This is a genomic window from Paenibacillus baekrokdamisoli (assembly GCF_003945345.1).
GTDB classification, from domain to species: Bacteria; Bacillota; Bacilli; order Paenibacillales; family Paenibacillaceae; genus Paenibacillus_Z; species Paenibacillus_Z baekrokdamisoli.
Window position 1 is genome coordinate 2259753 of sequence record NZ_AP019308.1, and the last position, 26594, is coordinate 2286346.

28 protein-coding genes are annotated in these 26594 nt (G+C 45.4%); 6 read left to right on the forward strand and 22 right to left on the reverse strand.

Annotation, left to right across the window (positions count from 1 at the left end):
* Position 1: 1 nt before the first annotated feature.
* The 4 genes from EKN16_RS10010 to EKN16_RS10025 form a co-directional block, all read right to left on the reverse strand.
* A complete protein-coding gene (locus tag EKN16_RS10010; protein ID WP_125656024.1) occupies positions 2–1474 on the reverse strand; it encodes a sensor histidine kinase in 1473 nt (490 codons plus the stop codon).
* Between the two features lie 20 nt (positions 1475–1494).
* Positions 1495–2247 carry an ABC transporter permease gene (locus tag EKN16_RS10015; RefSeq protein WP_125656027.1) on the reverse strand — a complete coding sequence of 251 codons (753 nt, stop codon included), beginning with the start codon at positions 2245–2247 and terminating at the stop codon, positions 1495–1497.
* Positions 2248–2253: 6 nt separating this feature from the next.
* The gene (locus EKN16_RS10020; protein WP_125656030.1) at positions 2254–2976 is read right to left on the reverse strand and encodes an ABC transporter ATP-binding protein; all 723 of its coding nucleotides are present in this window, start codon (positions 2974–2976) and stop codon (positions 2254–2256) included.
* Positions 2977–3065: 89 nt separating this feature from the next.
* On the reverse strand, positions 3066–4007 hold the full coding sequence (locus EKN16_RS10025) for a hypothetical protein (protein ID WP_125656033.1): 942 nt from the start codon (positions 4005–4007) through the stop codon (positions 3066–3068).
* Positions 4008–4286: 279 nt separating this feature from the next.
* On the opposite strand from EKN16_RS10025, the gene EKN16_RS10030 reads away from it, so the two are divergent.
* A complete protein-coding gene (locus EKN16_RS10030; RefSeq protein WP_125656036.1) occupies positions 4287–5168 on the forward strand; it encodes an alkaline phosphatase family protein in 882 nt (293 codons plus the stop codon).
* Between the two features lie 95 nt (positions 5169–5263).
* On the opposite strand, the gene EKN16_RS10035 is transcribed toward EKN16_RS10030, so the two are convergent.
* The 4 genes from EKN16_RS10035 to EKN16_RS10050 all read right to left on the reverse strand — a co-directional run bounded on the left by EKN16_RS10035 (position 5264) and on the right by EKN16_RS10050 (position 8068).
* Complete coding sequence (locus EKN16_RS10035; protein ID WP_125656038.1) at positions 5264–5446, reverse strand: hypothetical protein; 183 nt, start codon at positions 5444–5446, stop codon at positions 5264–5266.
* A 183-nt stretch (positions 5447–5629) separates the two neighbouring features.
* Positions 5630–6445, reverse strand: a complete 816-nt coding sequence (gene bacA / locus EKN16_RS10040) for an undecaprenyl-diphosphate phosphatase (protein WP_125656041.1) — start codon at positions 6443–6445, stop codon at positions 5630–5632.
* Between the two features lie 38 nt (positions 6446–6483).
* Positions 6484–7080 carry a hypothetical protein gene (locus EKN16_RS10045; RefSeq protein WP_125656044.1) on the reverse strand — a complete coding sequence of 199 codons (597 nt, stop codon included), beginning with the start codon at positions 7078–7080 and terminating at the stop codon, positions 6484–6486.
* 121 nt (positions 7081–7201) lie between these two features.
* Entirely contained in the window at positions 7202–8068 is an 867-nt protein-coding gene (locus EKN16_RS10050) for a helix-turn-helix domain-containing protein (protein WP_125656047.1), read from the reverse strand.
* A gap of 177 nt (positions 8069–8245) precedes the next feature.
* Between EKN16_RS10050 and EKN16_RS10055 the strand changes: the two genes are divergently transcribed.
* Complete coding sequence (locus EKN16_RS10055; protein ID WP_125656050.1) at positions 8246–9115, forward strand: phytanoyl-CoA dioxygenase family protein; 870 nt, start codon at positions 8246–8248, stop codon at positions 9113–9115.
* Positions 9116–9216: 101 nt separating this feature from the next.
* Here the strand turns inward: EKN16_RS10055 and EKN16_RS10060 are convergent, their stop codons facing one another.
* The 6 genes from EKN16_RS10060 to EKN16_RS10085 form a co-directional block, all read right to left on the reverse strand.
* On the reverse strand, positions 9217–10008 hold the full coding sequence (locus tag EKN16_RS10060) for a GNAT family N-acetyltransferase (RefSeq protein WP_456299621.1): 792 nt from the start codon (positions 10006–10008) through the stop codon (positions 9217–9219).
* Positions 9998–10822: a tryptophan synthase subunit alpha gene (gene trpA, locus EKN16_RS10065; RefSeq protein WP_125656056.1), complete on the reverse strand. Its 825-nt coding sequence runs from the start codon at positions 10820–10822 to the stop codon at positions 9998–10000. Before trpA ends, EKN16_RS10060 begins: the two co-directional genes overlap by 11 nt.
* Positions 10746–12053, reverse strand: a complete 1308-nt coding sequence (trpB, locus tag EKN16_RS10070) for a tryptophan synthase subunit beta (RefSeq protein ID WP_125656059.1) — start codon at positions 12051–12053, stop codon at positions 10746–10748. The genes trpA and trpB overlap by 77 nt, the downstream gene beginning before the upstream one ends.
* A gap of 17 nt (positions 12054–12070) precedes the next feature.
* A complete protein-coding gene (locus EKN16_RS10075; RefSeq protein WP_125656062.1) occupies positions 12071–13042 on the reverse strand; it encodes a sugar-binding transcriptional regulator in 972 nt (323 codons plus the stop codon).
* A gap of 147 nt (positions 13043–13189) precedes the next feature.
* The gene (locus EKN16_RS10080; protein ID WP_125656066.1) at positions 13190–13579 is read right to left on the reverse strand and encodes a RidA family protein; all 390 of its coding nucleotides are present in this window, start codon (positions 13577–13579) and stop codon (positions 13190–13192) included.
* A gap of 323 nt (positions 13580–13902) precedes the next feature.
* Positions 13903–14601 carry a hypothetical protein gene (locus EKN16_RS10085; protein ID WP_125656069.1) on the reverse strand — a complete coding sequence of 233 codons (699 nt, stop codon included), beginning with the start codon at positions 14599–14601 and terminating at the stop codon, positions 13903–13905.
* 124 nt (positions 14602–14725) lie between these two features.
* Between EKN16_RS10085 and EKN16_RS10090 the strand changes: the two genes are divergently transcribed.
* Together EKN16_RS10090 and EKN16_RS10095 are read left to right on the forward strand one after the other, a co-directional pair.
* Positions 14726–15520: a gluconate 2-dehydrogenase subunit 3 family protein gene (locus EKN16_RS10090; RefSeq protein ID WP_125656072.1), complete on the forward strand. Its 795-nt coding sequence runs from the start codon at positions 14726–14728 to the stop codon at positions 15518–15520.
* A gap of 19 nt (positions 15521–15539) precedes the next feature.
* On the forward strand, positions 15540–17255 hold the full coding sequence (locus tag EKN16_RS10095; RefSeq protein ID WP_125656075.1) for a GMC family oxidoreductase: 1716 nt from the start codon (positions 15540–15542) through the stop codon (positions 17253–17255).
* Positions 17256–17463: 208 nt separating this feature from the next.
* Here the strand turns inward: EKN16_RS10095 and EKN16_RS10100 are convergent, their stop codons facing one another.
* On the reverse strand, positions 17464–17667 hold the full coding sequence (locus tag EKN16_RS10100; RefSeq protein WP_125656078.1) for a twin-arginine translocase TatA/TatE family subunit: 204 nt from the start codon (positions 17665–17667) through the stop codon (positions 17464–17466).
* Between the two features lie 25 nt (positions 17668–17692).
* Positions 17693–18430: a twin-arginine translocase subunit TatC gene (gene tatC, locus EKN16_RS10105; RefSeq protein WP_125656081.1), complete on the reverse strand. Its 738-nt coding sequence runs from the start codon at positions 18428–18430 to the stop codon at positions 17693–17695.
* A 394-nt stretch (positions 18431–18824) separates the two neighbouring features.
* Here tatC and EKN16_RS10110 point away from each other — a divergent pair, with 394 nt between their 5' ends.
* A complete protein-coding gene (locus EKN16_RS10110; protein ID WP_164522755.1) occupies positions 18825–19223 on the forward strand; it encodes a c-type cytochrome in 399 nt (132 codons plus the stop codon).
* Between the two features lie 242 nt (positions 19224–19465).
* Here the strand turns inward: EKN16_RS10110 and EKN16_RS10115 are convergent, their stop codons facing one another.
* Together EKN16_RS10115 and EKN16_RS10120 are read right to left on the reverse strand one after the other, a co-directional pair.
* Positions 19466–20305: a sugar phosphate isomerase/epimerase family protein gene (locus EKN16_RS10115; RefSeq protein ID WP_221226687.1), complete on the reverse strand. Its 840-nt coding sequence runs from the start codon at positions 20303–20305 to the stop codon at positions 19466–19468.
* Positions 20302–21276, reverse strand: a complete 975-nt coding sequence (locus EKN16_RS10120; RefSeq protein ID WP_125656084.1) for an MDR/zinc-dependent alcohol dehydrogenase-like family protein — start codon at positions 21274–21276, stop codon at positions 20302–20304. Before EKN16_RS10120 ends, EKN16_RS10115 begins: the two co-directional genes overlap by 4 nt.
* A gap of 139 nt (positions 21277–21415) precedes the next feature.
* On the opposite strand from EKN16_RS10120, the gene EKN16_RS10125 reads away from it, so the two are divergent.
* Entirely contained in the window at positions 21416–22261 is an 846-nt protein-coding gene (locus EKN16_RS10125; protein WP_125656087.1) for a helix-turn-helix transcriptional regulator, read from the forward strand.
* Positions 22262–22466: 205 nt separating this feature from the next.
* On the opposite strand, the gene EKN16_RS10130 is transcribed toward EKN16_RS10125, so the two are convergent.
* The 4 genes from EKN16_RS10130 to EKN16_RS10140 all read right to left on the reverse strand — a co-directional run bounded on the left by EKN16_RS10130 (position 22467) and on the right by EKN16_RS10140 (position 26424).
* Complete coding sequence (locus EKN16_RS10130) at positions 22467–23522, reverse strand: M42 family metallopeptidase (protein WP_125656090.1); 1056 nt, start codon at positions 23520–23522, stop codon at positions 22467–22469.
* Positions 23519–23659 (reverse strand): hypothetical protein, encoded by a 141-nt coding sequence (locus EKN16_RS32190; RefSeq protein ID WP_164522756.1) that lies wholly within the window; start codon positions 23657–23659, stop codon positions 23519–23521. Before EKN16_RS32190 ends, EKN16_RS10130 begins: the two co-directional genes overlap by 4 nt.
* Positions 23660–23891: 232 nt before the next feature.
* Positions 23892–24518, reverse strand: coding sequence for a hypothetical protein (locus tag EKN16_RS10135; protein WP_125656094.1), 627 nt, complete (start codon positions 24516–24518; stop codon positions 23892–23894).
* 88 nt (positions 24519–24606) lie between these two features.
* Positions 24607–26424 carry an APC family permease gene (locus EKN16_RS10140; protein ID WP_125656097.1) on the reverse strand — a complete coding sequence of 606 codons (1818 nt, stop codon included), beginning with the start codon at positions 26422–26424 and terminating at the stop codon, positions 24607–24609.
* Between the last annotated feature and the right edge of the window lie 170 nt (positions 26425–26594).

Here is a 26594-nt window from a genome sequence, read left to right on the forward strand (position 1 = left end):
ATTAGTTATCCCTCATTGGCAGCAGCGGAAGCGTCAGCTTGATCACCGTACCCCTTTCTAACTCACTAGAGGCAGCAATCTCTCCGCCATGCCCATCCATAATCTGTTTGGCAATAGCAAGCCCTAATCCAGTACCGCCCGTAAGCGAGCTTCTCGATTCCTCCGCACGATAAAACCGTTCAAAAATATGAGCAAGAGACTCCGGCTCAATACCTTGACCGTTATCAGAAATTTCCATCTCTATTGACATAGGATCCATGTATGCCGTCAAATGAATCTGTTTATCCTCTTTATCCATATATTTGACACTGTTCTCAATGACATTATTAAGTACCCGTTTAAATTTGTCACGGTCCATAGAAACCTTCACATCAGGGTCCAATCGAATATTGGCCTGAAATCGAACCTGTTGTTTCTCTAATTCAAATTGCTGATCCTCCGCCCAGTCTGTTACAAAAGCGAGCATATCAACGGTTTCGAAGGAGAATGGCAATCGTTTCATATCAAGCTTTGAATAGAGAAATAATTCATCAATCAAATGATCCATTTCCTCCGCTTTGGTTGATAGGGTGCGCATATATTTTTGGGATTTCTCCGGTGTATCGGCAACGCCATCCAATATGCCATCGATATAACCCTTGATTGCTGTTATAGGTGTTTTGAGATCATGAGAGATATTTGAGATCAGCTCTTTCCGATTCTCCTCATCCTGGAGCTTCATTCGGATCGACTGCTTGAGCTGATACCTCATTTCTTCAAAGGCAATGCCAAGCTGGCCAATCTCATCCTTCCCTCGTACTTGTACTTCAAAATCCAAATGTCCCTCTTTAATTTGCTGGGCAGCTTTTCTTAGAAGCTGAAGCGGCTTAATAATATTTTTGGACATGAAATAAGTAAGCAAAACGTGAGTCAGAATCAATATGATCAGTAAGGAGATGAACAGTATCGGGAAAAATTTACGAACATAATACGTTCCCGGGTTAACTTTCGTAATAATAAACATGCTAATCGCTTGTTTAGCGTTCGGTGAGAAATCAAACTGCGTCAAGACGTACAAGGCATTATCCATTCGCTTAGCGGGTTTCTGTTCCCGATATTCATTATGCTGATATTTCGGCAAATCCGTCATTAATGTCTTTATTCCAACAAGGCTGCTGGAAGAGTAGATTATGCGATCATTCGAACGGATAACGAGACCCGCTTTCTTCTTCTCAATCTCTAGGCTAATATCATTTAAATAACTGGCATCCATCAGCAAGGACGGATTACGTTCGATCGTACGGTTCACTTCTTTGGACAAATGGTAGAAATTCTCTTGATCAAATGATTGCTCCGAGGATTCATAAAAGCTTTTGAGATTCTGCAAATCACCACGGAAGACGACAACCATAAGCAATGAAATCAATACGATCAGTACTAACGGTACAACTAACATGGCCGCATAGGAAAGCAGCAGCTTCAGCCGAATGGACATGTCGATGTCGACTCCTCTTTCTATGCTTCTTTTCGATCAAACATAAGATATCCCAATGAAAAAAACAAGACAAGACCGGAAAGCACAAACAATGAGGAAGAAAAAAGCCTTCCCACCGATACATTGCTGCTTAGCCAAAGGACATACCAATCTGTATAAGAGGTGATCGAAAAAGCAGAAAACGATTTGACGAAGAAAGGAAGTACTTTTGCCACCGCATAAATAACAATCGAGAAGACGAGAAAGCCTGATGCACTTTGAAAAAACTGGGCGATGAAAACAAATAAAGCGGCAAGTGCCAGCATGGCTACAAAACCGGCAAAATAGGCTTTCCCATAACCAAACCAATCTGCTGCGCCCAAGCCAGATGTATGCCCTAGAAACAAATTACACAGCAAGGTAACGATGAACAACACCACAAGCACCAGAGCGATCGCACTTCCTAAGGCCATCATTTTCGCCGTAAAAGCTTGAAATCGCGTAATCGGTCTGAGCAAGGATAGCTTCAGCGTTCGAGTCGAAATCTCCTGTGGGAATAAATCAGCAGCCGTTAGAAATATAAAGAGCGGAATCCAGAATAACGTATACATGCTTAGCATTTCTATCGGAAATGCCGTTCCTACTGTGACAAAAGCGGCAATGGGCTGAATCGCATGAAAAGAAATGGCTAGCAAAATGGGCAATAGGGCTGAAACGATTGTAAATAGAAGTGTCTTTCTTCGATATCCAAGTAACAGCAGCTCATTGCGGTATCCGGCTTTTAGACTGTTCATAACTCACTATGCCTCCTTTGCCATTCGTAATTGCTCGATATAATAGTGCTCTAATGTTAAACCATCCTGCAGTAAATCAGATACGCTGCCTTCTTGGATAAGCGCCCCTCCATAAATAATGCCAACACGGTTGCATAACTGCTCCAGCTCGTGAATCATATGGCTGGAGAGGATGAAGGTCATTCCCTTTTCCTCTGAAAGACGCCTAACAACCTCTCGAAATAACACAATTCCTTCAATATCCAAGCCATTCGTCGGTTCATCAAGGATGATAAGCTCCGGCTCCGGTAAGATCGCTGCAGCTAACGCCAGCTTCTGCTTCATACCAGTTGAGAAATGCTTAATCCTCTCTTTGGCAACGCCTTGTAAGCCAACAAGCTCAAGTACATCGAAGATCTGCTTATCACTAATAGAAGGATAGAAGTTCGCTACCAGCTTCAGATGCTGGTAAGCACTAATAAAGTCGTAAAAGTCGGCAGATTCAATCATACAGCCCACTCGTTGAAGTGCCACACCGCCAACTTCATCGATACGTTGGCCGAATAAGGCTACCGTTCCTTCGTCTGCTCGAATCAAGCCTGTGATCGTTTTGAGCAGGGTCGTTTTCCCAGAGCCATTAGGACCGAGTAAGCCATATACATCGCCCTTCTTCAACGAGAGGTCGATCTGGCGGATACCTCTTTGATTGCGATATTGCTTGCTCACCTTGTTGATCTCCAATATGGACATGTCCCTATCCCCCTTAATACTTTTACAGCAGATAAGGCCTAATCGCCCTATCTGCTGCTGTTCGTTACCTATTCGCTGTATGCAATGAATTAATCTTGTTCATCGAAGGAATGACCGTGATCATTCTTAACCTGCTGTACATTCTTCCCTTTCAGGTCAATCGTATCAGGCGTTGTTGCATTGTAGTTCGACAGCTGGGCATTCACGTTAATGGTCACGTCATGATTGACGCTGCTCGCATCTTTCCCGGAGAAAGTGACGCTGAACTGCTGATTCTTAATGAAGTTATTGGCATCGATATCCGCTTGTAAGGATACATTCGTAATTTGGATATCCTGAGTCAATGACAATTGACTTGGTTTAAATAAGCTCGACTCGAGCAGCTTGTCCGGCTCCGCTGACCCCTCTTTGGCATCCGAAGCCCGTTTGCCCTCGTGATGGTTCTCAGACAATTGTTTAAACGCTAGAGGTGCCAACGCTTGAAGCACAGCTGGAATTTGAGCATTACTTAGCTTCATGGAAATATGCTCAGAGCCATCGGTATTCTTATCCGAAACGACTTCATTTTGCAAATTACCGACTAAAGCATCGATGACCGTCTCGGCTTGTTTGCTCATCCACGCCGAATCCTGCTCATTCGGATCATTATTCTTCTCGCGTTTCTTCTCCTTCTTCTCCGACTTGACATAATAAACGTCCTTATCGCTTGCTTTCCATACCGTTTGATTCGATTGCTTGAAGAGATCGAGCGATTGCTTCTTGTTTTGACCTGCAATCGCAACCGTTCCACTAGCTGTCTCATTTGTAAGATTGATTTTCAAGCTTCCTGTGGCATTGTTAAGCGTTGTTCCATTGTCTTGAAGGACAACCTCTGCTTGCACACTCACACTTTTTGCCGTTTTGGAATTCTTCAAGGCCTCTTTGTAGTTCTCATAACCTGAAGTACCCGCTAATGCTGTGATCCCTGTCGTAGCCATAACCACCGTACTAATCCCAATCGCACTTCCCAATACAACCCATTTCTTCTTCATTTGTTACCTCCTAAAAGTTTTTGCGATTCTTCTTGGCATACATCCTGCGAGCGAAAACTACTTCGGAAGCATATGCTAAGTTTTTGCGACTCTTCTTGGCATACATCCTGCGAGCGAAAACTACTTTCCCCCTTATTAAGGGTAGCCCAAAGTTCTAAACTCCTTATGAAGCAGTTATTAAAAAAAGATTAACTTTTCGAAAAAGGGTTGTTCCTGTCCACAAAAATCCTTATACTCTATGACATTGAACGACAACATCATAGATTGGAGTGAGAAGAGATGCGCCGCCTGCTGCAACCAACTAAGATTTCTCTTATACTCCTTGTCTTAATTGGGACTGTATTAGGGATTTACAGCTATCGCACGAATCAAGTAAATGGAGAATCTCTTGTCAAGATCGTCAAGAAACCAACGATCGATCATATTGTCATCATCGTGGAGGAGAACCATTCCTTCAAAGAAATTGTCGGTAATAAATCTGCACCATTCATGAATCAATTATTCAAGGAAGGCGCTAGTCTGGCTAATCATTATGCCATTGAACATCCTAGTCAGCCGAATTACCTCGATCTATTCGCTGGATCGAATCTTGGCGTTACTACAGACGGCAAGCCCAAGAAAACTTTTCAAACCGCTAATTTAGCTTCTGAATTAATTCATCATGGGTTCACATTCGCCGGTTATTCGGAGGGACTTCCCAAGATCGGCTATACAGGCCCCTATGATTTGAGAACAGGCTATGCCAGAAAACATAACCCTTGGGTTAATTTTTCCAATGTATCTCCTAAGCTAAACCTGCCGTTCACAAGCTTCCCAAAAGATTATGCTAAGCTTCCAACTGTATCTTTCGTCGTACCCAACATGGATCACGATATTCACGATGGGACGATAAAAGAAGCCGACGACTGGTTGAAAGCTAATTTATCCGGTTACATCCAATGGGCCAAGCAGCATAATAGCTTATTCATCCTAACTTGGGATGAAGATGATCTTAGTGCGAAGAACCGAATTCCTACCGTCCTTGTTGGGCCCATGGTGAAACCAACGAAATACATGGCGAAAACGAATCATTATTCCCTACTTCGAACGATTGAAGAACAATACGGACTGAATTACGTAGGTCACAGTAAAGATGCCAAAGCCATACCTGTTTTGAAATAGATTGGAACAAGAAGAAACGGCTAACGCCGTCCTTGGCGGCAAAGTTAGTTTCTTCTATATGTTAAAAAAGACTAGCAAGAGTAAGGAAATGCTCCTTACTTGATCTGCTGGTCTTTTTTATTCGTCATTTGTAATAGATAGTAACCGCTGTAAAATATGATGAATGAGCCAGCTTCTGAAACAACCAGCTTTATTGCTGTCGATTCATTTCCAGCTAACATTAGTCCGTATAGGGATACACCGCTTACTAAAGCGGCAGCAAGTATGACTATTCTCATGGGGCACATCTCCTTTCATTTCTCCATTTGAATTTCTTCAAGATGAAGATGCCTACTTGAAAAGTATAGCAAGTTTAAATGAGAACACGCTGTGAGAATGTGCCAAGTTGAACTTAAGAAACGAACAATGAGCCGCTGCACAGATGGAATGTTCTTCCGATCGCTGTTGAGCCCGGACTTTTGTTAAGAAGAGATTAAGTAAATGAAGAAGACTGCTGCCAGTACAAAACGGTAATAAGCAAATGGCGCGAGCTTGAAGCGCTCTAGCAGCTTCAGGAATGTAAGCACAGCCAACAAGGCAACAACAAAGGCAACTACGAAACCAGTTAAGAAAAACATCGCATCATCTGCGGTTAATAATTTATAACTCTTCAGCAGCTCGTAACCACTCGCAGCGATCATCATTGGAATCGCAACAAGAAACGAGAAATTAGTTGCTGCCCTATAGCTAGCTCCGATCAACAAGCCTCCTGCAATCGTCGCTCCTGATCGGGAGAAGCCAGGCCATAGAGCAAGACATTGAAACAGGCCGATCAAGAACGCTTGCTTGTACGATAGCTCATCGATTCCTTCTGCTTGTACAGTCGCTTGTCGTTTCTGACCATACAGCATGAATACCCCCCCAACAACAAGACCAATCAGTACCGTGTAGGGTGAGAATAAATAATTCTTAATGACCGAATGCAAGACTAGCCCAAGCACCATTGCAGGAAGACAAGCTAAGATAATGTGAATCAGGTTTAACTTATGACTCGTTGCCGGTGCGCTGGATTCTTTCGAGCTGGCAAGACCAAACAAAGCGAGAATTCTCCGGTAATAGATAACTGCTACTGCAAGAATGGCACCCAACTGAATAATGATTTCGAAGGTATCTGCCTTCTCACCTGTGAATCCTAACAATTTGCCGCTCAAAATCAAATGCCCTGTCGATGAAACGGGTAAAAACTCAGTCAACCCTTCTACAATCCCTTGAATAATAGCCGTAATAATTGAATCCAATGCTCCTCACTCCATCTATGTTATTTGATAGGTAATCCTTATTTGATTTTCCTTGTGTAATCTTTGATCGCTTGATAAGCAATGACTCCAATGACTAGCAGGAGGACAGAGAAGGTTAGAATTCCGATGGTTTGCCAAACCCGATTAGAGGACGATGGCTCAGCGTTCATGATCGTTTGATGGTGTTTCTTCAAGTTCCATTTTGCTTGATCGGCCTCTTGTCCACTTACCGTGAAATCAAAGCTATTCACAAAATTGCTATGCGAATCCTTCATTCTTATTAGAGCTTTGTAATCTCCAGCTTCCAGGAGTGTGTCTGCATATAGAGAAACGACTGCACTCTTGTGGGGCAAAATATGAACCTTTCCTTTTGGCTTAGCTGTCCCAATCTGTTCTTCCTCATACGAATTTTGCGAGCTGGATTCCGCTTTGGTTAATGTCACATCGATGGCTGGAGTCTGCACCGAATCACCAGAATTAGTGAGTGTTAGGGTCACTAGCGGCAGTCCTGTCTGTTCGTATCCATAACTAAAATGATGGATGAGAAGCTGCTGTGCATTGGCTTCCGCTGCAATCTGCTGGCTGTACAAGAGAGATAGCAGGAGCAGCATAGAAAAGAGCCCTCTCACCCTCATCCTGACCATCTCCCTCTTCGCATTCCTGCCGAAGTAAATTAATGTACCCGTTTGGTTTCTATCTTACTTGTTCAACATTAGAATACGATGAGATTTAGATGAATAATTTCAACTGCACGGTCTATTGGCGTTTACGAATACGATATTCGGTAGGAGACACGCCATAGAATAGAGTAAATTGCTTACTGAAATGATGAATGGAGGAATAGTCAAGGTATTCCGCGATTTCGGTAATCGATTCATTACTCTCTTGCAGATAAATTGCCGCTTGCTTCATGACCGTCTTAGTCCAATAAGCTTTCGGAGACAGCCCCGTTGCCTGCTTGAAGAGCTCATGAAATTGTGTTTTCTGAAGCCCAGTTTGCGTCAACCACTCTTCGTAACGGCAGCCCTTTGCACCCTCGCGATTAATGCGATCTACAATAACTTGGATTCGCGGATCGGTTACTGTCCTTTGCTCGGAAATTTGGGCAAATTCAATAATAAATGCTTTTAGCAAATGGCTTGTAATAATAACTGAACCCTTATCTTGTTTGACATGGTGCTTCACGATATGAGCAAAGATCTCAACCATCGTCTCCTGATGTTGTAAAGGGAAGTAGGGCGGCAGTTGGTCGATATTCGTTTCGGGATTGGTCGGGGTCATCCATTCCAGATTATACTCCGATTCATCCCATACCAAATGAATAGCCGTTTGAATCGGTTTATCGTTCCAGAGCTCACAATAAATATTAAAGGTGGATAGCGGATAATCCGGATTGGAGTAGAACGAGTGATGAACACCAGGCGGAATAAATAACAAATCCCCCTTTTTAACGATAAATTTACTACTCGAGATCGAAACTTCACCTTTTCCTCCATGAACCAGATGGAAGGCATAACAATAACCATATCGATGGGACTCACTTTCATTACGATTGGTAGGAAACGAATAGAAATGTGCTACTCGAATGTATGGCTGTAAGGTTAATGCTTGTTCCATATTCATCTACCGACCATCCTTTCCCGATTACATGACTATTTATATAATATCAGATTCTAAGCATCGCAAAGAAACTAATCGGAAGTAATGACCAACAATCGAACATCTATCTAAATACCAAATCGATTGAGACTGCTATACTTTCAATAATAAATCCAGATCTGAGGAAGGTGAACAGCAATAATGGAAACGATACACAGCGGAAGTTTAAGTAAAGAACAAATTGATTTTTACAAGGAAGAGGGGTACATTGTTCTTCCAAATTTGCTGAATGAATCGGACATAGCAGGGGTAAAAGAAGCGATGAACCAGAAGGTATCACAAATTGCGGAGGAATTAATGAAGTCTTCTTTAATAGAAGATAAGCTGGAGGATCGACCTTTCAAATACCGTTTGGCTGAATTGTTTGCGGACCTCCAAGCTGATGATTTTCTCAAGTATGGACGAAGCTGGCGTGATCGACTCCCAGGCTATTACGACCTGATGAGTAATGCCAAGATCATTGATGCCGTTGAATCCCTGATCGGCGGCGAAATCTTCTCCAATCCGGTCTATAATGTGCGCCCCAAAATCCCTAAAGTGGCTGCTGGTGCTGTCCCTTGGCATCAAGACAAATCGTATTGGCCTGATGCCAATGCCAATCCTGTCATTACGGTCTGGATTCCCCTCGTAGATGCTAATGAAGTCAATGGCTGCCTATGTATTAAACCCAAAACACATCGAAAGCGTTTATTAAAGTGGCATCAAGAAACGACAACTGGAACAGGCTATACGGCTCTCAGTGAGAAGCAGCTGGGCAAAACAGAAACCGTTGTCCTGCCCGTATCCGCTGGCAGCGCTATTCTGTTTAATGATCGCTGTCTGCATATGTCAACGCCTAATAACTCTGATGAGGTACGCTGGAGCGTCGACCTGCGTTACCAACCAACGGATCAGGATCCAATGGCTGCACATGGAGCAGGCTTTCTTGCTAGAAGCTATAATCATCCCGAACGCGTCGCCACACTAGAGGATTGGTTGGCGGAACGACCTGAACACGAGAATCTTAGCTAAAATAGTAAAAAGGTTGTCTATAAAGGTGAAGGATACACCTAGGTAGACAACCTTTTGTCGTTATATGAATCGACCTTCATAGCTCGCAGTGATCAGCTTCACTATTTCGTTACTTCGAGCTTCTTGACTCGGTACCAATAAGAATAGCTCTCTTGATAATTTAATTTATCATACAGCTTGTTGGCAGGGAGATTGTTCTGGACGACGAGCAGATAGCTTTTGGTTGCCCCATTCATCTTCGCCCAATTAAGGATGTGAAGGATCAACTGCTCACCAAAACCTTGATTGCGCTGCACTTCCGCAGTGATAATATCGTACAAACCTACATAATGATCTTCCAATACGCCAAGGCCGCATGCCACAGGCTCCGACTGGTGATAGAGAATGAAATAGCCATGTTTTAGATAAGAATCTGACAATAATTGATTAGTGATCGCTTTATTCTTATCACTAAGCTTGTGCATGACCGCCAGCGTGTCCAACCATTTAGAAGTTAGGGTCTCTTCCACTTCAATTTCTGTTACATCGGGAAGCGTTATGTCATTCAAGTTGTCGAGAACCTTAACGCTGGAAGGGTCTACGATGGTGTAGCCTCTTTCCTCTAACAATTGATCCAAGCCATTTGGTGCAAAAGGAGTCATTTTGAACACCGTATCTAATCCGGCATTTGCATAACAGGCTTCACATCGCATGATCTTGTTAATCATATCCTCTTCATACTGATTGTATAAAGGACTGATCGAATTCGATCGCTTCGTATAGCCATCCGCGAATCGGAGCAGCCAACCGTCATCCAGCATCGTCTTGAATGCCGGCCAGCCATTCAGCGCATATTCTTCTAATCTTCGCAGTTTTTCTATAACGATCAGCTCCCCTACCGATTCATAGAGCAGCGTGAATGGATTTCAAAAATCTATCCACGCCGATTAAGCCTTCCTTCTCCAGCACATTCAGCAATTGAGTTCCAATAATAGCGATATCGCATTTCCCCTGTAGGAAAGCCACATCCTCGCCACTTTGGATACCGAATCCGACAGCGATCGGTGTCTTTGCGAATTCACGAACACGACTTAAGAATTCACTCGTCTCATCACCGAATGACGTTTTTGAGCCCGTCACACCCTTACGCGCTGCGCAGTAGAGGAATCCTCCAGTCTGTGCCGACAAATAAACGAGGCGCTGATCCGGTGTATAAGGAGTAGCAATAAGAATCGGCTCCACATCATGCTGGCGGCAAGCCTCCATAAATGTTCCACTTTCCTCTGGATATGCATCCGGTACAATCAAGCCGCGTATGCCGATATCGGCACATTCCTTCACGAATGCCTCCGTACCGAATTGAAGGACAACATTATAATATGTCATAAACAAGAAAGAGATGGCTGGGAAATCGGTCACCACACGCCGGGCAAAATCCAGGCATTGCCGTGTCGTTGTCCCTCTTGCTAGAGAAGTCTGATTCGCTTTCAAGAATACAGGACCATCCGCTATAGGCTCCGAAAAGGGAAGCTGCAGCTCAACAAGATCAACACCGTTCTCATTGAACAGCCTAAGCATCTCGTAATTGGTATCGAAATCGGGATAACCGAGAATTTGATGCGTCATCAGCTGGATGGATTTTCCTGCTTGGTTACGACTGATTAGCTCCGTGAGCTTGATCTTCGAATTGCTTATTTTTTCGGTGGATAAATGATTTCCATTCTTCATCCTGCAATCCCTCCGCTATATTAAAGATGTCTTTGTCCCCGCGCCCTGACATGTTAATGGTGAAGATATCCGACTTTGAGGACTTCGTAATATCTTGAAACGCTCCTGCAAAAGCATGAGTGGATTCGAGTGCAGGAATCAAGCCTTCTGTCTTCATCACGATCTCGAGCGCTTCAACTACCTCTTCGTCAGTAGCCGCCAAGAATTGAACACGACCCTTTTCAGATAAATCCGCCAAAATCGGTGAAACGCCCACATAGTCCAGCCCAGCAGCAATGCTGTAAGTATCATTCATTTGACCATCGTTGTTTTGCAGGAATAAGGTTTTATAGCCTTGCGCTACGCCGGGTTTTCCCACTCCATAGGCAATACGTGCAGCATGATTGCCAGATTCTTGGCCGTGTCCACCTGCTTCGACACCAACAAGCTTCACCTCATCATGAGGGAAGAAAGCCTGGAATATGCCAAGCGCATTCGATCCCCCGCCCACACAGGCATAGACACGACTTGGCAGCTGACCCGCCGCTTTCATAATCTGTTCCTTGGCTTCAATGCCAATGATCGATTGGAAGAAGGAGACAATAGCTGGAAACGGATGGGCACCTGAAGCCGTTCCCAAGACATAATGCGTCGTCTCAAAGCTCGATACCCAGTCTCTCAACGTCTCATTGATGGCATCCTTCAATGTCTGCGAGCCATAATCGACTGCAACCACTTCCGCTCCAAGCCGTCTCATCCAGAACACATTGGCATACTGACGTTCCATATCCTCGCGTCCCATATAGATAGTCGCGGATAGCCCCAGCTTAGCCGCAACCGTAGCCGTCGCTACACCATGCTGGCCTGCTCCTGTCTCTGCTATGATCCGTGTCTTGCCCATTCGCTTGGCAAGCATCGCTTGACCGAGTGCATTGTTCAGCTTGTGCGCTCCGGTATGGTTCAAATCCTCACGCTTGATGTAGATCTTTGCTCGGCCAAAATGCTCCGTCAGCCGATCCGCATAAGTAAGCGGTGTAGGCCGGCCTGAATAATTGGCAAGCAGTGTGCAATATTCCTGCCAGAAAGCTTCATCATGCCGAATCGCCTCGAAATGCTCGCTGATCTCCGCGAAAGCAGGAACCAGAATTTCCGGAATAAATGAACCTCCATAATTACCATAGTAGCCGCCCTCCGAAACCAAAGAGTTAGCTGCAGCTGGTATAGCATGGGATGCCAATTTCTTATCAACCATGGAACCCTATCCCCTTCCTACATACTTTCATTACTTGTGTGATACGCAATGATTGCCCGTGCTGTTGCTGCGTCTGTGACTAGGATATCGATCCATTTGCCGCGAAGTGCCGCCGTTATGGCCTCAACCTTCCTGGCACCTCCCGCAATTCCAATCACATTTGGTACAGCGCGCAGCTCTCTTGCAGTCAAGCCGATAAATCTCTGTTTTCCCGGAAAATCAATCTCACAGCCGCTGCGATCAAGAAAGGAAGCACATAGGTTTGCTACCGCCCCTCTCTCTTCCAGAAAAGCCATATCAGCAGAGCAGAAATTACCGGATTGCACCATGGTTGCCTCTTCGTTCACCTCGCCAATACTCACTACAGCAACACGACTTTGCTTCCCAAGCTGAAGCACCCGCTCGATCTCCGGTTCCTGACGCAGTAGAATACCTGTCTCCTCACTAGCGACAATAGCTGGTGCATGCATAATCCAATAGTTGGATTTGAGCTTATTCGCGAAAGCCATCGTGTTGGAGCTTGCATGCCACGAAGCACCTACGGGACCCCAACCTCCAACCAATGGAACAAACTGCAGCCCCTCTCTTGCAAAAAAATCGAGTTCTTCTGCTGCACTCGCTACCGTTCTCCCAGCCATGATCCCGACGATATCCCTATCCCGCAGCATGGATTCGATAAGCGCCGCACTAGTACGGCCTAGCTCAGCATAGAGTCTATTCAGATCCGTTTCCCCAGAATCTATGATAAGTGCATCATGAATGCCGAAGATCTCAATAATTTTCTTCTCAAGCTCCTGTTCCGTGGAGAATGGATTGTTAATTGAGATCTTGACAATCCCTTCATTCTTCGCGGTTGTCAGCATTCGGCTGACATGGGGGCGAGAAAGACCGAGCCTCCCTGCAATATCCTGTTGATTCAAGCCATCCTCGTAATAAAGCTGGCATATTTTCACTAATAACCGAAAACGTTCATGGTTAATCTCAGACATGCGATCTGTAAACCTCCAATCCCATGTACATATGTACATAATAGGAGAATATGTACCTCTTGTTATGAGTATAACGATAGATCTGATTTTTGTAAACCAGCTAGAACGAGCGATTTCGTCATTTCGGTATCTATCGCATGTCTCACTTTATTCCATGATTGCTTCTACTTCGATTTCAATCAACAGTCGTGGATCAATTAACGCCTTAACTTCTACCATCGTCGCTGCTGGTTTGATCGAATGGAAGAACTCACCATGAGCCTTACCGATCTCTTCCCATCTCGATATATCTGTAACAAACATCCTCGTTCTTACAACATCGCTCATTCCAGCGCCTAATTCAGCCAACGCTTTCTCTATGATTTGAAGAATACACTTTGTTTGCTCATAGGGATTATCGATTCCGACAATTTCTCCATCTTTAATGGCCGTCGTCCCTGCCACCTCAATTCGGTTCCCCACTCGAACTGCACGGCAGTAACCGACTAAATCCTCCCAAGGTGAACCTGTAAATACCTGTCTTCGAGTCGTAGTCATTGCTAACACTCCATTTCGTAACCATATTAATATTTCAATCCTTTCATTATAAGGTTATTTCCATAACAAAAAAAACCCCATATCATCTTCTGAAATGAGGCATTATTCATGTCTAAACATTATCTATATAAGTTGAACTAGAGAAATAACAAGTGAGCGGAGCAGATGGATGATTCTGGAGAAGCGTCAGCGTTCGCCTTTGAGACCGGATTTCCCCCTTATCAGGGGACAAAATAAGAAATCCGGGCTCAACAGCGATCGGAAGAACATTCCATTTGTGCAGCGGCTCAGGTGTTCGTTTCTTAAGTTCTAGCTTGGACCACCTATCGCCCGCTTTTCGCCGCAAGCTCTAATAATAATTGTATATCCTGACCGAAATGTCTGGCATGTGCGGTTGGATCATCGGTATAGCTTCTCATTCGAGTAATCGTTTCTACTGCTTTCGGACTGACTATCTTTAGAACATGCACTTTACCTCCCAAGATGGTCTGGAGCTCCTTAGCAGCCATATCCAGATTGTCCCCTGTGACTTTATCGCCGGTGCCGTAAGTTCCAACCCGTTTGCCTGGCTCTTTCCCTCTTCCAGAGAAGCCCGCCGTTCCGCTCAATACCTTTTCCTGCATCGGGTCATAACGCGTCGCAGTCAGCTCCCGCTTCACCGTTGCTAAGATTAGCGTATCATCGAAAACAAACACCTTTACATCCTTGATCCCCTTACTGCTGAGGCGTGATTCCAAATGATTAGAAATACCATCCCCATGCAGTCCTGAGCTGCCAATCTGGCTGTAAACGGAGCTTCCCAAACCATAGGTTGTCAAGCCATGCTCATTCGTTGTTTGTTTTTTGATTCGATCGGTGCTTGGAATGACACTCGCATCCTGTAATAACTTCATTTGGTGCGCGGGAGTATGCCCTGGTAGGACAGTCTTCACCTCAACTTGTTTACGATTCACATTGGTCTGACAGCCTGTCATAAGAAACGCGCCAATAGTGAGCACCGATAGCAATTTCAACCCTTTCATAGCAGCTCCTCCGATTCCTATTTACATGACTTATTTAACGATAAGGTTCTCCATTTTACCGGAAATGTATAAAGGTATATTTTTGGAAAAATACTAACAAAGAATATAAGCAGGGAGTGAGCAAATGGCTAATGATAATAACAAAACGAATAACAACAAACCGACAAAGCAGGGCAATGTTCCTGAGCCTTCCAGACGGAAATTTCTAGTCAATACTGGCTATGCAATTGGTGGTGTTGTTGTAGGCGGTGCACTAGGCAGCTTAATTCGCGGCAAAACCAAAACGACAGTACCCGCTAAACCGGCAACGCCTGCACCAACACCAGCAGCGGCGGCTAACTTCAACCGGGCATTAATGTTCTTCACGTCCGAACAGTTTGCGATCGTGGATGCTGCGACAGAGCGAATTTTTCCCGCAGATAGTAACGGGGCGGGTGCTCGCGAGCTAGGAGTTGCTTTCTTTATCGATCACCAGCTTGCAGGTGATTATGGGTTTAATGGACGTGAGTACATGTCTCCCCCCTTCTACACTGGTGAGAAGGTTCAAGGCTATCAAGGTCGCTTGAAACGTAGAGAAATGTATGAGATTGCGCTAAGGGAAGTTCAAAACTACAGCCAAGTGAAATATAAAGAAAATTTTCCCCAATTAACGGGTGAACAGCAGAATGCTGTACTGAAGGCTTTTGAGTCCGACGAGGTTAAACTTACGACAATTTCCCCAAGCGGCTTCTTCAAAATGCTCCGGGGCAACACCATCGAGGGCGCTTACAGCGATCCATTATATGGTGGGAATGCCAATATGCTCGGTTGGAAAATGCGTAATTATCCGGGCAATCAGATGAGCTACACCGCCGTCGTCGACAAAGATTTTACGAAAATTGCTGCGAGCAGCCTCCAAGAACATATGGCGACGCATTAGGGAAACGAGGGAAAAAGTAATGACTAAGAGACTACCAAAAACAGATGTCGTCATTGTTGGAGTAGGATGGGCTGGCGGTATCATCGCATCCGAACTTACGAAGAGCGGCCTCAATGTTGTCGGGCTGGAGAAAGGTCGGGAGAGGAAGACTGAGGATTACTTCATGGTTCATGATGAGCTGCGTTATGGCGTTCGTTATGACCTAATGCAGGATTTATCCAAGGAAACCATCACCTTCCGCAGTACGGAGAAAATTCGCGCACTGCCGATGAGGCAGTATGGTTCTTTCCTCATTGGTGATGGTCTCGGTGGATCAGGGGTTCACTGGAACGGTCAAACGTATCGCTTCCTGCCTTACGACTTTGAAATTCGCAGTAAAACAATTGAGCGTTATGGGAAGAATAAAATCCCCGCCGATATGTCCATCCAAGACTGGGGTATCACTTACGATACGCTGGAGAAATATTACGACAAATTCGAGAAAACGGCAGGTATTTCCGGTGAGGCGAATCCGCTAGGGGGTAAACGATCCGCTCCTTATCCAACGCCTCCGATGAAGAAATCGCCTGCCATGCAGATGTTCATCGACTCGACAACCAAGATGAACCTTCATCCCTACATGCTGCCATCGGCGAATCTATCTGAACCGTATACGAATCCGGATGGCATCTCTCGTGCGGCCTGTCAATATTGCGGCTACTGTGAAAGGTTCGGCTGTGAATACGGTGCGAAGGCTGACCCAGTTGTGACGGTTATCCCTGTGGCGAAGAAGACTGGCAAGTTCGAAATTCGCACCCATTCGCAGGTAAGACGTATTTTACATAATGGGAATAAGGCAACCGGCGTACTCTATACCGATGTCACGACAGGCGAGGAAATCGAGCAGCCTGCAGATATTGTTGTAATGACCAGCTATGTATTCAATAACGTTCGGCTGCTGCTCATGTCGGGAGTCGGCAAGCCTTACGACGCTGCTTCAGGTAAAGGTGTAATTGGCAAAAACTATGCGTATCAGGTCATCAAAGGAAATGCAGTCGGCTTCTTCGAAAAGCAGCAGTTCAACAATTTTGCCGGGGCAGGTGCGCTAGGCGTTACCTTGGATGACTATAATGGCGATAATTTTGACCACTCTAACTTGAAATTTATCCATGGGGGCTCTCTCTCCATTACTCAAACTGGACTTCGTCCAATTCTGAACAATCCTACTCCAGCGGGTACACCTGCATGGGGCCCGGAATTCAAAGCGAATTCGATTAAGTATGCGAACCGGGCCTTATCCGTTGGCGGACAAGGGAGCTCGATGTCGTATAAGCATCATTTTCTGGACTTAGATACGACCTTTAAAGATGCTTATGGCGATCCCCTGTTGAGGATCACCTTTGACTTCGAAGAACAAGATCGGGAGTTAGCCAAGTATCTAGCCACAAAATCTGCAGATATCCTAAAGGAAATGGGCGCCGATCATATTGACCAGCTCAAGGAGCTTGGACCTTACGATATATCAACCTACCAGTCCACACATAATACCGGAGGTGTCATTATGGGATCAAAACCTGAATCATCAGCTGTTAACACCTATTCGCAAATGTGGGATTACGATAATCTGTTTGTAGTTGGAGCCAGTTCATTCCCGCAAAATGCAGGCTACAACCCAACTGGCACCGTAGGGGCAATGGCTTACCGCGCGGCAGAGGGGATTCTAACCTATCGAAGCAAGGGCGGGTCGCTGGTATAGAAGACTGCAAACTTAACAGGGCTTTCCTAATTTCTACTTAGGAGAGCTCTTTTGTTGCTCTTTGTCGCTCTTTTGTTGTGGCAGGTTGAAATTCACCTTATAAATGGAAAAAGAGCTTGTCCATTGGTCCATGAAGACCCTCCGGATAGCTCCTTATTGCTTGCATATTTCTGGCATATTGCTTGCATATTGCTTGCCTTTGCCAAAGCTATAGCAGTTTAGGCTGCTCTTCTTTAACAATAACCTTCGTTTCCACTTCATCGTCATCTGCAATTCCTTTTGTGGAATTACGGAATTCGCGCAATGTATCGCCAAAGGCTCTACCGAGCTGAGGAAGCTTGGCCGGACCAAATACGATCAGCGCAATGAGCAGGATGATTACAAGCCCAGATATCCCAATATTGTTGAACATAAATTTCATTCTCCTTTATTTCATATTAATTAGCTGTCGGTATGGCCGCCATTCCTCTTCGATGATAGTATCTCACGGAAATGAGGACGCTGATCTCAAAGAGGATCAGCAAGGGAACCGTTACCGATAAATGGGAAACAAAATCTGGCGGTGAAATGCACGAGCCTACGATAGCAAGTCCCACATAGGCAAACTTCCGAGTGCTGCGCAGTCTGCTTGGGTTCAGTAAGCCCAGCCTTGTCAGAAACAAAATGATAAGCGGCATTTCAAACGCAATTCCGAGCGGGAAAACCACATTAAACAGAAACGAGAAGTACCGATCAATGCCATAAGTCTCTACTGCTCCGATGCTTTGGTTCATTTGTTCCATAAAACGCAGCATCATCGGGAATACGAGGAAGTAGCTAAAGGATATCCCTACAAGAAACAGAAGGAACGATATCGGTACATAAGACAACGTTCCTTTGGCCTCACTATCGCTTAAGCCTGGACGAATAAACGCCCATATCTGATAAAGGAGCAGCGGTAGTGTGAAAAGAACGGCGAATAAGCATGCGCAGCGCAGATAGATGAAGAGGCCATCTGTAAAAGAAAAGACATTCCACTCCACTGGTGCTGTGCTTGGCCGTGATTTAATAAATCGCAGAATTGACGGCGAGAGATACAATCCCCCGCAAAGGGTTACCGCAAAGCAGCTCGCCACATAAATGAGCCGTTTCCGAAGCTCGGTCAAATGACGAACGAGATCTTCGCTATTGTCCATATTGTTGCCTGCCTCCACCAGAAATTGAAACGGAATATCCCAACATTTTCATCCATGGGATACCCTTACTATATCCAAACATGCCCATGTTATTCGTTTCAACCTCGTTTTCACTTCTCATGCATGTACACAAAAAAATAGGGAAATCTTATACAGAAGTCCCATCGACGTAATCACTAATATAGCAGTCCGGTACCGCTTGGCAGAGCCACGCAATAACTTTGCTTATGCTTTCGATGTGAGTTTTTGCTTTGCGTTACCGTTTGTCCGGTACCGCCTGGCAGAGCCACGCAATAACTTTGCTTATGCTTTCGATGTGAGTTTTTGCTCTGCGTTACCGTTTGTCCGGTACCGCCTGGCAGAGCCACGCAATAACTTTGAGGAGGTTCCAAAAATGACAAGGAAGCGATTATCCATGCTTCTGATTGCAGCGGCATTTATTGCTTTAGCTGCGACGGGATGTGGGAACAAAACCAACACGAATACGAATGTGCCTGCACCTGCACCTGCACCTTCTACTGGCACAGGAACCACGAACAACACCGGCAATACAACTACAACAACTACTACTGCGACAGCTGAATCCGTCTACAAAGCACAATGTGTCGGCTGTCATGCGGCAAATCTGAGTGGAGGCGTTGGGCCGAATCTGCAGAAGGTTGGTGGTAAACTTACAACTGCACAAATCACAACGCAGATTCAAAATGGCGGTGGCGGCATGCCAGCCTTCAAAGGAACATTGACCGCGGATGAAATTACCAATTTAACAAATTGGCTAGCATCTAAAAAGTAATGAAGAAGAAACGGCTTACGTCGTCCTTCGCGGCGAGGCAAGTTTCTCCCCTCTGAAATACAAGCCAAGTATAGAGGAAACTAGAAGGACCGTCCAATTTCTGGGCGGTCCTTTCATTTTTCTCCTAGCCTCCGCGTCCAACGCTAGCCTCAATTTCAGTATGTTTTATTGTTACCGCGACCTCCAGGGTATCTTCTTAATGGTATTTTGCAAACAGAAGCAATGCTTCTCGGCCGTTATTGTTACAAAGAAATGCCCAGCTCTCCCGCTTTGCTGCGAATGTAGTTAGCCGCCTTTCGATATTCTTCCTGGTTGGGCAGATGCTCCAACATCAGGGGAACGTCGCGATTCAGATCATGAAGCAAGCTAAGGTAGGCACGGTAATCCAAATGCCCTAATCCTGGGCGTGTTTCATCTAGATGCACAGTTAATTGCTGCTGTATGGTAATGTCTTTAGCATGACAGCTTTGAATCCATGCTCCCAGTTTGCCGATGATATCTTTCAGTAGATTCGCAGTCCCATACAATAGGCGTGGTCCAGTCACCACATTAACGGGATCGATGTGCACCCCGAATGCGCTGCGGTCAATGGCCTTGATCAGTCTGATGTATGTATCAGCGCTATCCGGAAGCATCCAAGGCATCATTTCGAGGGTATAGAATGTATCAGAGGGCTTCACAGCATCAATAATCTCCCGTACGCTATCGACGATAAGGGCGAAAGTTTCATCGGTAAAATGGTCCGGATGAGGTCCATCCCACGTACTGCCTAGGGAACCTGCGATGTTCACGCAGCACCGTGCCCCAACCTCTTGAGCAAGGGACAATCTTTCTTGACAGAGACGAATGGCAGCGGCGCGCTCGACCTCATCCCTGCTAAGAGGATTGCTCCATGCCCCTACTTCAGCAATGACAATATCCGCATTCTCCGCAGCCTGACGAAACAATTTCAATTGCTCAGGCCGTTCTAGCGATAATTCAGGGCAAAAGGCAGCCCTATATCCAAGCATCTTAAGTTCTTCTATCCAAGCTTGTGGATCCTCCGTTTGACTGCTTTCGACAGGTCCTCCCAATCGAATCATATTCCTTCACTCCAATCAAATAGATTGAACAGCTCTGTGATCCGACGCTGGGCTAATCCGGCATAGACTTCCTGTGCTTGTCTTGGAGACCAATGACGAGACATGGGAGCCGCTTGAAGCAACCCCTCAGACAACAGTTTGAGCCCATAGGATAAATTATTAAAAATGCTGTGCGGTGAAAATGGATCTGCATGGTTAGGAATATCCCATTCCCATCCGCTGCGAACAATAGCATATTGGTGAAAAATCGCATGAAGTAATTCCTGCGCGGTCAAATCCGTATAACGTTTCCACGGTACACCACATAGTACTACCTCTCCGCGACGTCTAATGACTTGACAACCCTTATACACAGCAGCTTCATGGCCTGAGCAATCCAACACCAGCGCTGTACGACCATTCCATTCCGGATCCTGGATCGGGAATTCCGCCCAAGTCTGCTTAATTCCAGCTAGCTCTGCAATATTACGGCGTTCTTCACTTGGTTCAACAATGCCCGTAACGTAGCCATGTTTTTGAAACAGAAACGCAGCTAACAACCCTACCGGCCCCGCGCCACTGACAATCACATGATCCCCGGGCTTAGCCGCTGTTGTAGTAAGTGCTGTCAAACCGATGCTCATCAGACGTACGACAACCGCATCTTCCGCCTTTAATCCTTCCGGAACGGACAGCGTATCATTACTCTGCACATGTTGGAAGCTTCGGTGAGGTCCCATACAGAACCGTTGCTCACCCAGCCTTACATTCTCGACACCTTCACCGATGCTCTCGACAATAAATACCGAGGCATAGCCGGGGTAATAGCTATTCGAATGCTCCTGCAGGTAACCGTGGTTCAGCTCTGTTCCTGGGCTGATTAACGAATACAATGTGCGGCCTAGTATAAATCCCGGGGCTGCTTCGAGCGGTTTGAGAATCTCTACACACTCAGCTTGTTCTTTCTTGGTAAAACAAATTGAATACTCCATCTTATCGTCCTCCTCCGACTTGACTAGCTTTTCTAACTATATTAATAATAGGAGTGTACTCAATTTCACCTGTAATGAGAGTACCTGTAGGTTTCTAATTTTTATCTGTGCGTATAGCTAGCTGTCAGTTGGGGGGCCTATGAACATTTTTCAGAATTTCCCAGATCATGCCATACAGTTAAAATTTTTTGATGTCGGCTTTGGGAAGGGAGCTCACGGATGGGTGCATGAGAAATCAGTACCCTACACGATCATCGCCCAGGCCGTGGACGGCTTCTACGAAGTGGTGTCACCCCAAGGCAATGTAGTCGTAAGAGGAGATGAGTTCTTTTTGGCTACCGCTCATGTTCCCCTCCATATTACACACCACGCCACATCTAACGAACGAGAGATGACTTATCGATATTTTCATTGTCAATATTACATTTATGAAACGATTGATGTGTTTTCCCTATACACCCTGCCCCCAAAGACTGACTCCGAGACAGGAGCCTTATTAAGCGGGTGGATGCAGGAGCTGCTGCTGCTGAAAGAGAAGACTCTCAGCATTCCGAAGATCGCTCAGCGCCAAACGCTCACTCATTTGATATTGTCGACTCTACTTCGTATTAGCACTCCCGTCGCCGACAGCAATGTCAATGTTGCTCTATCCATGGAGCTGCTGCCGATTGTCGCATTCATTCGAGAGCATATGGCAGATCCATTAACTATTGAAGTATTGCTCCGGCGATTTCCATACTCTCGCTCTGCGTTATTCACAATATTCAAGAGGCATTTCAACCAGACCCCTATGGCCTATTTGAAGACAGTTAGGCTCAATGAAGCCTATCGGCTCCTATGTGGAACGTCGGCATCCGTCTCACTCATTGCCGAACAATGCGGGTTTGTAAACAGTCAACATTTTAGCCGAGAGTTTCAAATTAAGTTCCAGGCTTCCCCCCTAAATGCCCGTAAGCAGTATCAGCTAAGACTGACTCATTCATAATGAATAGTCTTTTAGCGGTCTGAATCAAGAAGAAACGGCTAGCGCCGTCCTTGGCGGCGAAGCAAGCTTCTTCCCTCTGAAATATAAGCAAAGTATAGAGGAAACTTATACTTTCTTATATTTGAACAAAAAAGCTCTCTCTACCTTATTGAAAGGCAGGGAGAGCTTCTATGAACTCCAATATTAAACTCGATATTTATCCATTCTACCAGATGGATGGCTCCATCACATAGGCAAGCAGCAAAGCAGCAGTATTCACAATAGCATCCGTATTTGTCCGCTCCATACTGTGAGAGGCATGCACACCCGGACCTATTAATGCAGCCCGTATATTACTTCCTCCTCGGAGTGCCGCTGAAGCGTCAGATCCATAATGAGGATAAATGTCGACCGCGAAAGGGATTTGTTCCCGTTTGGCAAGCTCTATGAGCTTCGATGTCATCCTATAGTCATATGGCCCTGAAGAATCCTTCGCACAAATCGAAACATCATGCTCCGTCGTGGCGAGATCATCCCCAATTGTTCCCATATCTACTGCAATTAATTCCGTAATATCAGGCGGTATATGGGACATGCCATGCCCAACTTCTTCATATGTCGATAAAAGCAGCTTAATGGTACGTTCAGGTTTAACGCCTTCACGCTTCCACCACTCCAGCATCCCGAACAATGCAGCTACACTAGCTTTATCATCTAAATGCCGTGATTTAATCCATCCGTTGTTGAGTATTCTAGTGCGTGGATCCCAAGAGATGAAATCGCCAGCAGCAATGCCAAGCTTCGTGACATCTTCCTTGGTCAGCACAAGTTCATCCAGTCGAATCTCCATGTTGGCCTCTTCGCGCTTCCAATCCCGTGCATCTGCATAGACATGGACCGATGGCTTAGTGCTTAGAACCGTACCCTCATAAGTGCGGCCTTCTCTGGTATGAATGAGGCAGTATTCACTTTCTACTGTTTGCATCGCGTAGCCGCCTATTGGCGTAAACCTAAGGGTACCATTTGACTTAATCGAACGGACCATCGCACCAAGCGTATCCACATGAGCCGATAAACCAATTACTTCTGTAGATTCCAAATGTGTGCCGGGAATTGTTATGATCCCATTCCCTTTTGGAGTCAGCTCAACTTCATAACCAAGCTTTGCTGCCTCCTCCTGAACGATCTTCATGATCTGCATACAATAACCGCTTGGACTTGGAGTGCGTAGAAGCAGCTCCAACAGCTGAATGATATACGCCCGGTTCAATTCAGGCTTCATTTATGATCCTTATCAATCTGATGCTCGTGGTCTTCCCATCTTTTTGAATAAGCTTTATTCGTAATCCAAATGGTCATCCAAGCAAGCAAGACAACGATAATCGCTGCTACAACCCAAACCCCTACTGGTACCCCCATTATAATTCTCCCCTTTTTCATAAAAGTTTCTTAGCATCTATGCCATGCCTTTTAGAGCAATGTTCTTTATTAAGACGCTGCTATCGCGCATATTAATCGTACCATGATATTTCCAATTAAGACGAAGATATTGTTACGATTTCGTTACTTAACAAAGGAAAAAGCCTGATTGCTCAGGCTGTCCCTTTAGTATGGATGAATCTTTCGGTTTCATTCACTTGAGGCTTGGACACTATTCAAGTCCATGCTCCTCACGAATGCGATAAAGGCCCTGGATGAGCAGCTCAGCAGGATCGCGGTTAAGCAAATAGTGCGAAATTAAAATGTGAAGCGGTATGGCACATACGTTGTTGCCATCTTGAATGGAAGTGAATCCTGCTTCAAGCACTGGACCATGCTCTTCATGGAACTCCAAATCCACATACACTTGCTCCTGATTGAACTCTTCGCGAATCGTTCTCGCACAGTAAGGAACAATCGTTCCATCAATCAGAACCTTTGCCTCATCCTCCGACTCTGGAGGCTTCGGCAGCAGCTTACCGCCTTCCTGCTGCATAAGATCAGAGAAAAAGGAAGCAAGCCACAGGGCTGGATTTGCATTGTTTTGGAATTTCTCAAGCAACTCACGCATGAAAAAGCCGCAAACATAACCGTCACCATTTTGAAGCTGAACCCTGTAAGTGAAGATTGGACCATACAGCTCGTGGGTCAATATTTGCCCATCCACTTGGTCGCCTTCAAACATAATGTTGAGCGCATGCCTGGCATTACTGTCAAGCACTTCAATTAAGCGTGCAATTTCCTCTTCATTCGTTTGCTGTTCATTTTGATTGTCATTGACTGTGTTGTTATTTGTCATTGTTTGTTTTCACCCGTTATTAATCATATCATTCCTCGGCTCAAAGAAAAAGTATAGATTCCTATGAAATCTATCCTTTCCCTCTTCCTTATCGTTGCAAACGGTAAGGAACCGTCGCAATTACGACATGCTTTTGATTGAATAAATAGGCTCGAAGAAGCAGGCTGGTCTGATTATGCAGAATGTGCTGCCACCAGTGCTTTGTAATAAATTGAGGGATAAGCACCGTAATATGGTCTGTCTCAGCTGTTTTCCACTCAATCGTATCAATGAACTTCAACAAAGGCTTAATAATGCTTCGATAGCTGGACCGCAGCGTGATCAAGCGGACACCAGGATTCCACTCCTCCCACTTCTTCTCCATCCGCTCGATTCCTTCATCATCAAAGCCAACATAAACGGCAACCACATTATCCGTCAGTGACAACGCGTAACTAAGTGAATTCATCACGACTCGCGTAATACCAGCGACAGGAACAACAATCGTACTGCCTTTCAGGTGTGGCTGATCGGTTTGGACGTTGATCCTTAATTGATCAGCCGTATTCATGTAATGCTGATGGATATAGTAGAAAATAAAAATAACAACAGGCAGGAACAAAAATACCAGCCATACCTGTGAGAATTTCGTGAAAATAAAGATCAGTGTAATGACCAGTGTTGTTAACATGCCAATTGTATTCACAAGGAATCGGCTCCCCCATCGAGGTGGCCTCCGCTTCAGCCAGTAGACCATCATTCCAAGCTGAGAAAGGGTGAATGGAATGAACACGCCAACTGCATATAAGGGGATCAGATTCTCAGTCTCCCCCTTCGAAGCAATGACGAGAACAGCCGAGAATAGACCTAGAACGATAATACCGTTAGAGAAACCAAGGCGGTCTCCCCTCACCATGAACATGTTGGGCATATATTTGTCTTTCGCCAACATAAAAGCGAGTAGTGGAAAAGCTGCATAAGCCGTATTAGCGGCAAGGAAGAGAATCAAAGCGGTTATGCCTTGAATGATATAATAAAAGATGCCGCGTCCGAAGGTGATCGCTGCAATTTGGGACACAACCGTCTCTTTGGGATTCGGCTTGATACCATACCAGTAAGCCAGCAGGCTGATGCCGATGAACATAATCCCCAGAAGGGAGCCCATCATAATAAGTGTAGCGGCAGCGTTGCGATCAGCAGGCTTCCTGAAGTTGGGTATCGCATTCGACACCGCTTCGACGCCTGTTAAGGCAGAACAACCGGAGCTGAATGCTTTTAGAAGAAGAAATAAACTAATATTGTTAACCACGGTACCTATCTCAGGCACATCCGCATGAATCCCGCCTGTTGCATATTTGATAACCCCGGAGAGAATGAGAAGGAAGATCGCCGCCACAAATAAATACACCGGTATCGCTAGTACAGACGCGGATTCCGTTATTCCGCGTAAATTCATAATGGTCAGGAAAAGAATCATCATTAAAGCGATAAGAACCCGATGATCATGTAAGGATGGAAAAGCTGAAGTGATCGCATCTGTTCCCGCAGAGGAGCTAACCGCGACGGTTAATAGGTAATCGATAAGAAGCGAGCCACCAGCAAGCAAGCCGGAGGATACGCCGAGGTTATCCTTTGCCACAATATAAGCGCCGCCTCCGGCCGGATAGGTGAAGATCGTCTGCCGGTAGGACAGAATCAGAATAAAAAGAAGGCCTAGAACAGCAATAGAGATGGGAATAGAGTACCAGACGGCCGTGAAGCCCGCGACCATCAATACAATAAGGATTTGTTCGGTACCATAAGCTACGGAGGATAACGCATCGGATGATAAGACGGCAAGCGCCTTCAGCTTGCTCAGCTTCTCTCCTTCAATCTCGGCACTCTTCATTGGCCGACCAATTAATAATCGCTTGAATCTGTTGATCATGGATCTCCTTCACCTCGCCTCTCTTATACCCATTCTCAGCCCTTCATACCCATTCCTGTAGATAGGAATTAGGTTACCCCTTATCGGTTCATTTATGTTGAATGGCTGTTCTGCCTTTTTGTTCCAAGACGATAAAAAAGCCGCGCATTAGCGCGGCTTGATCCCTATTC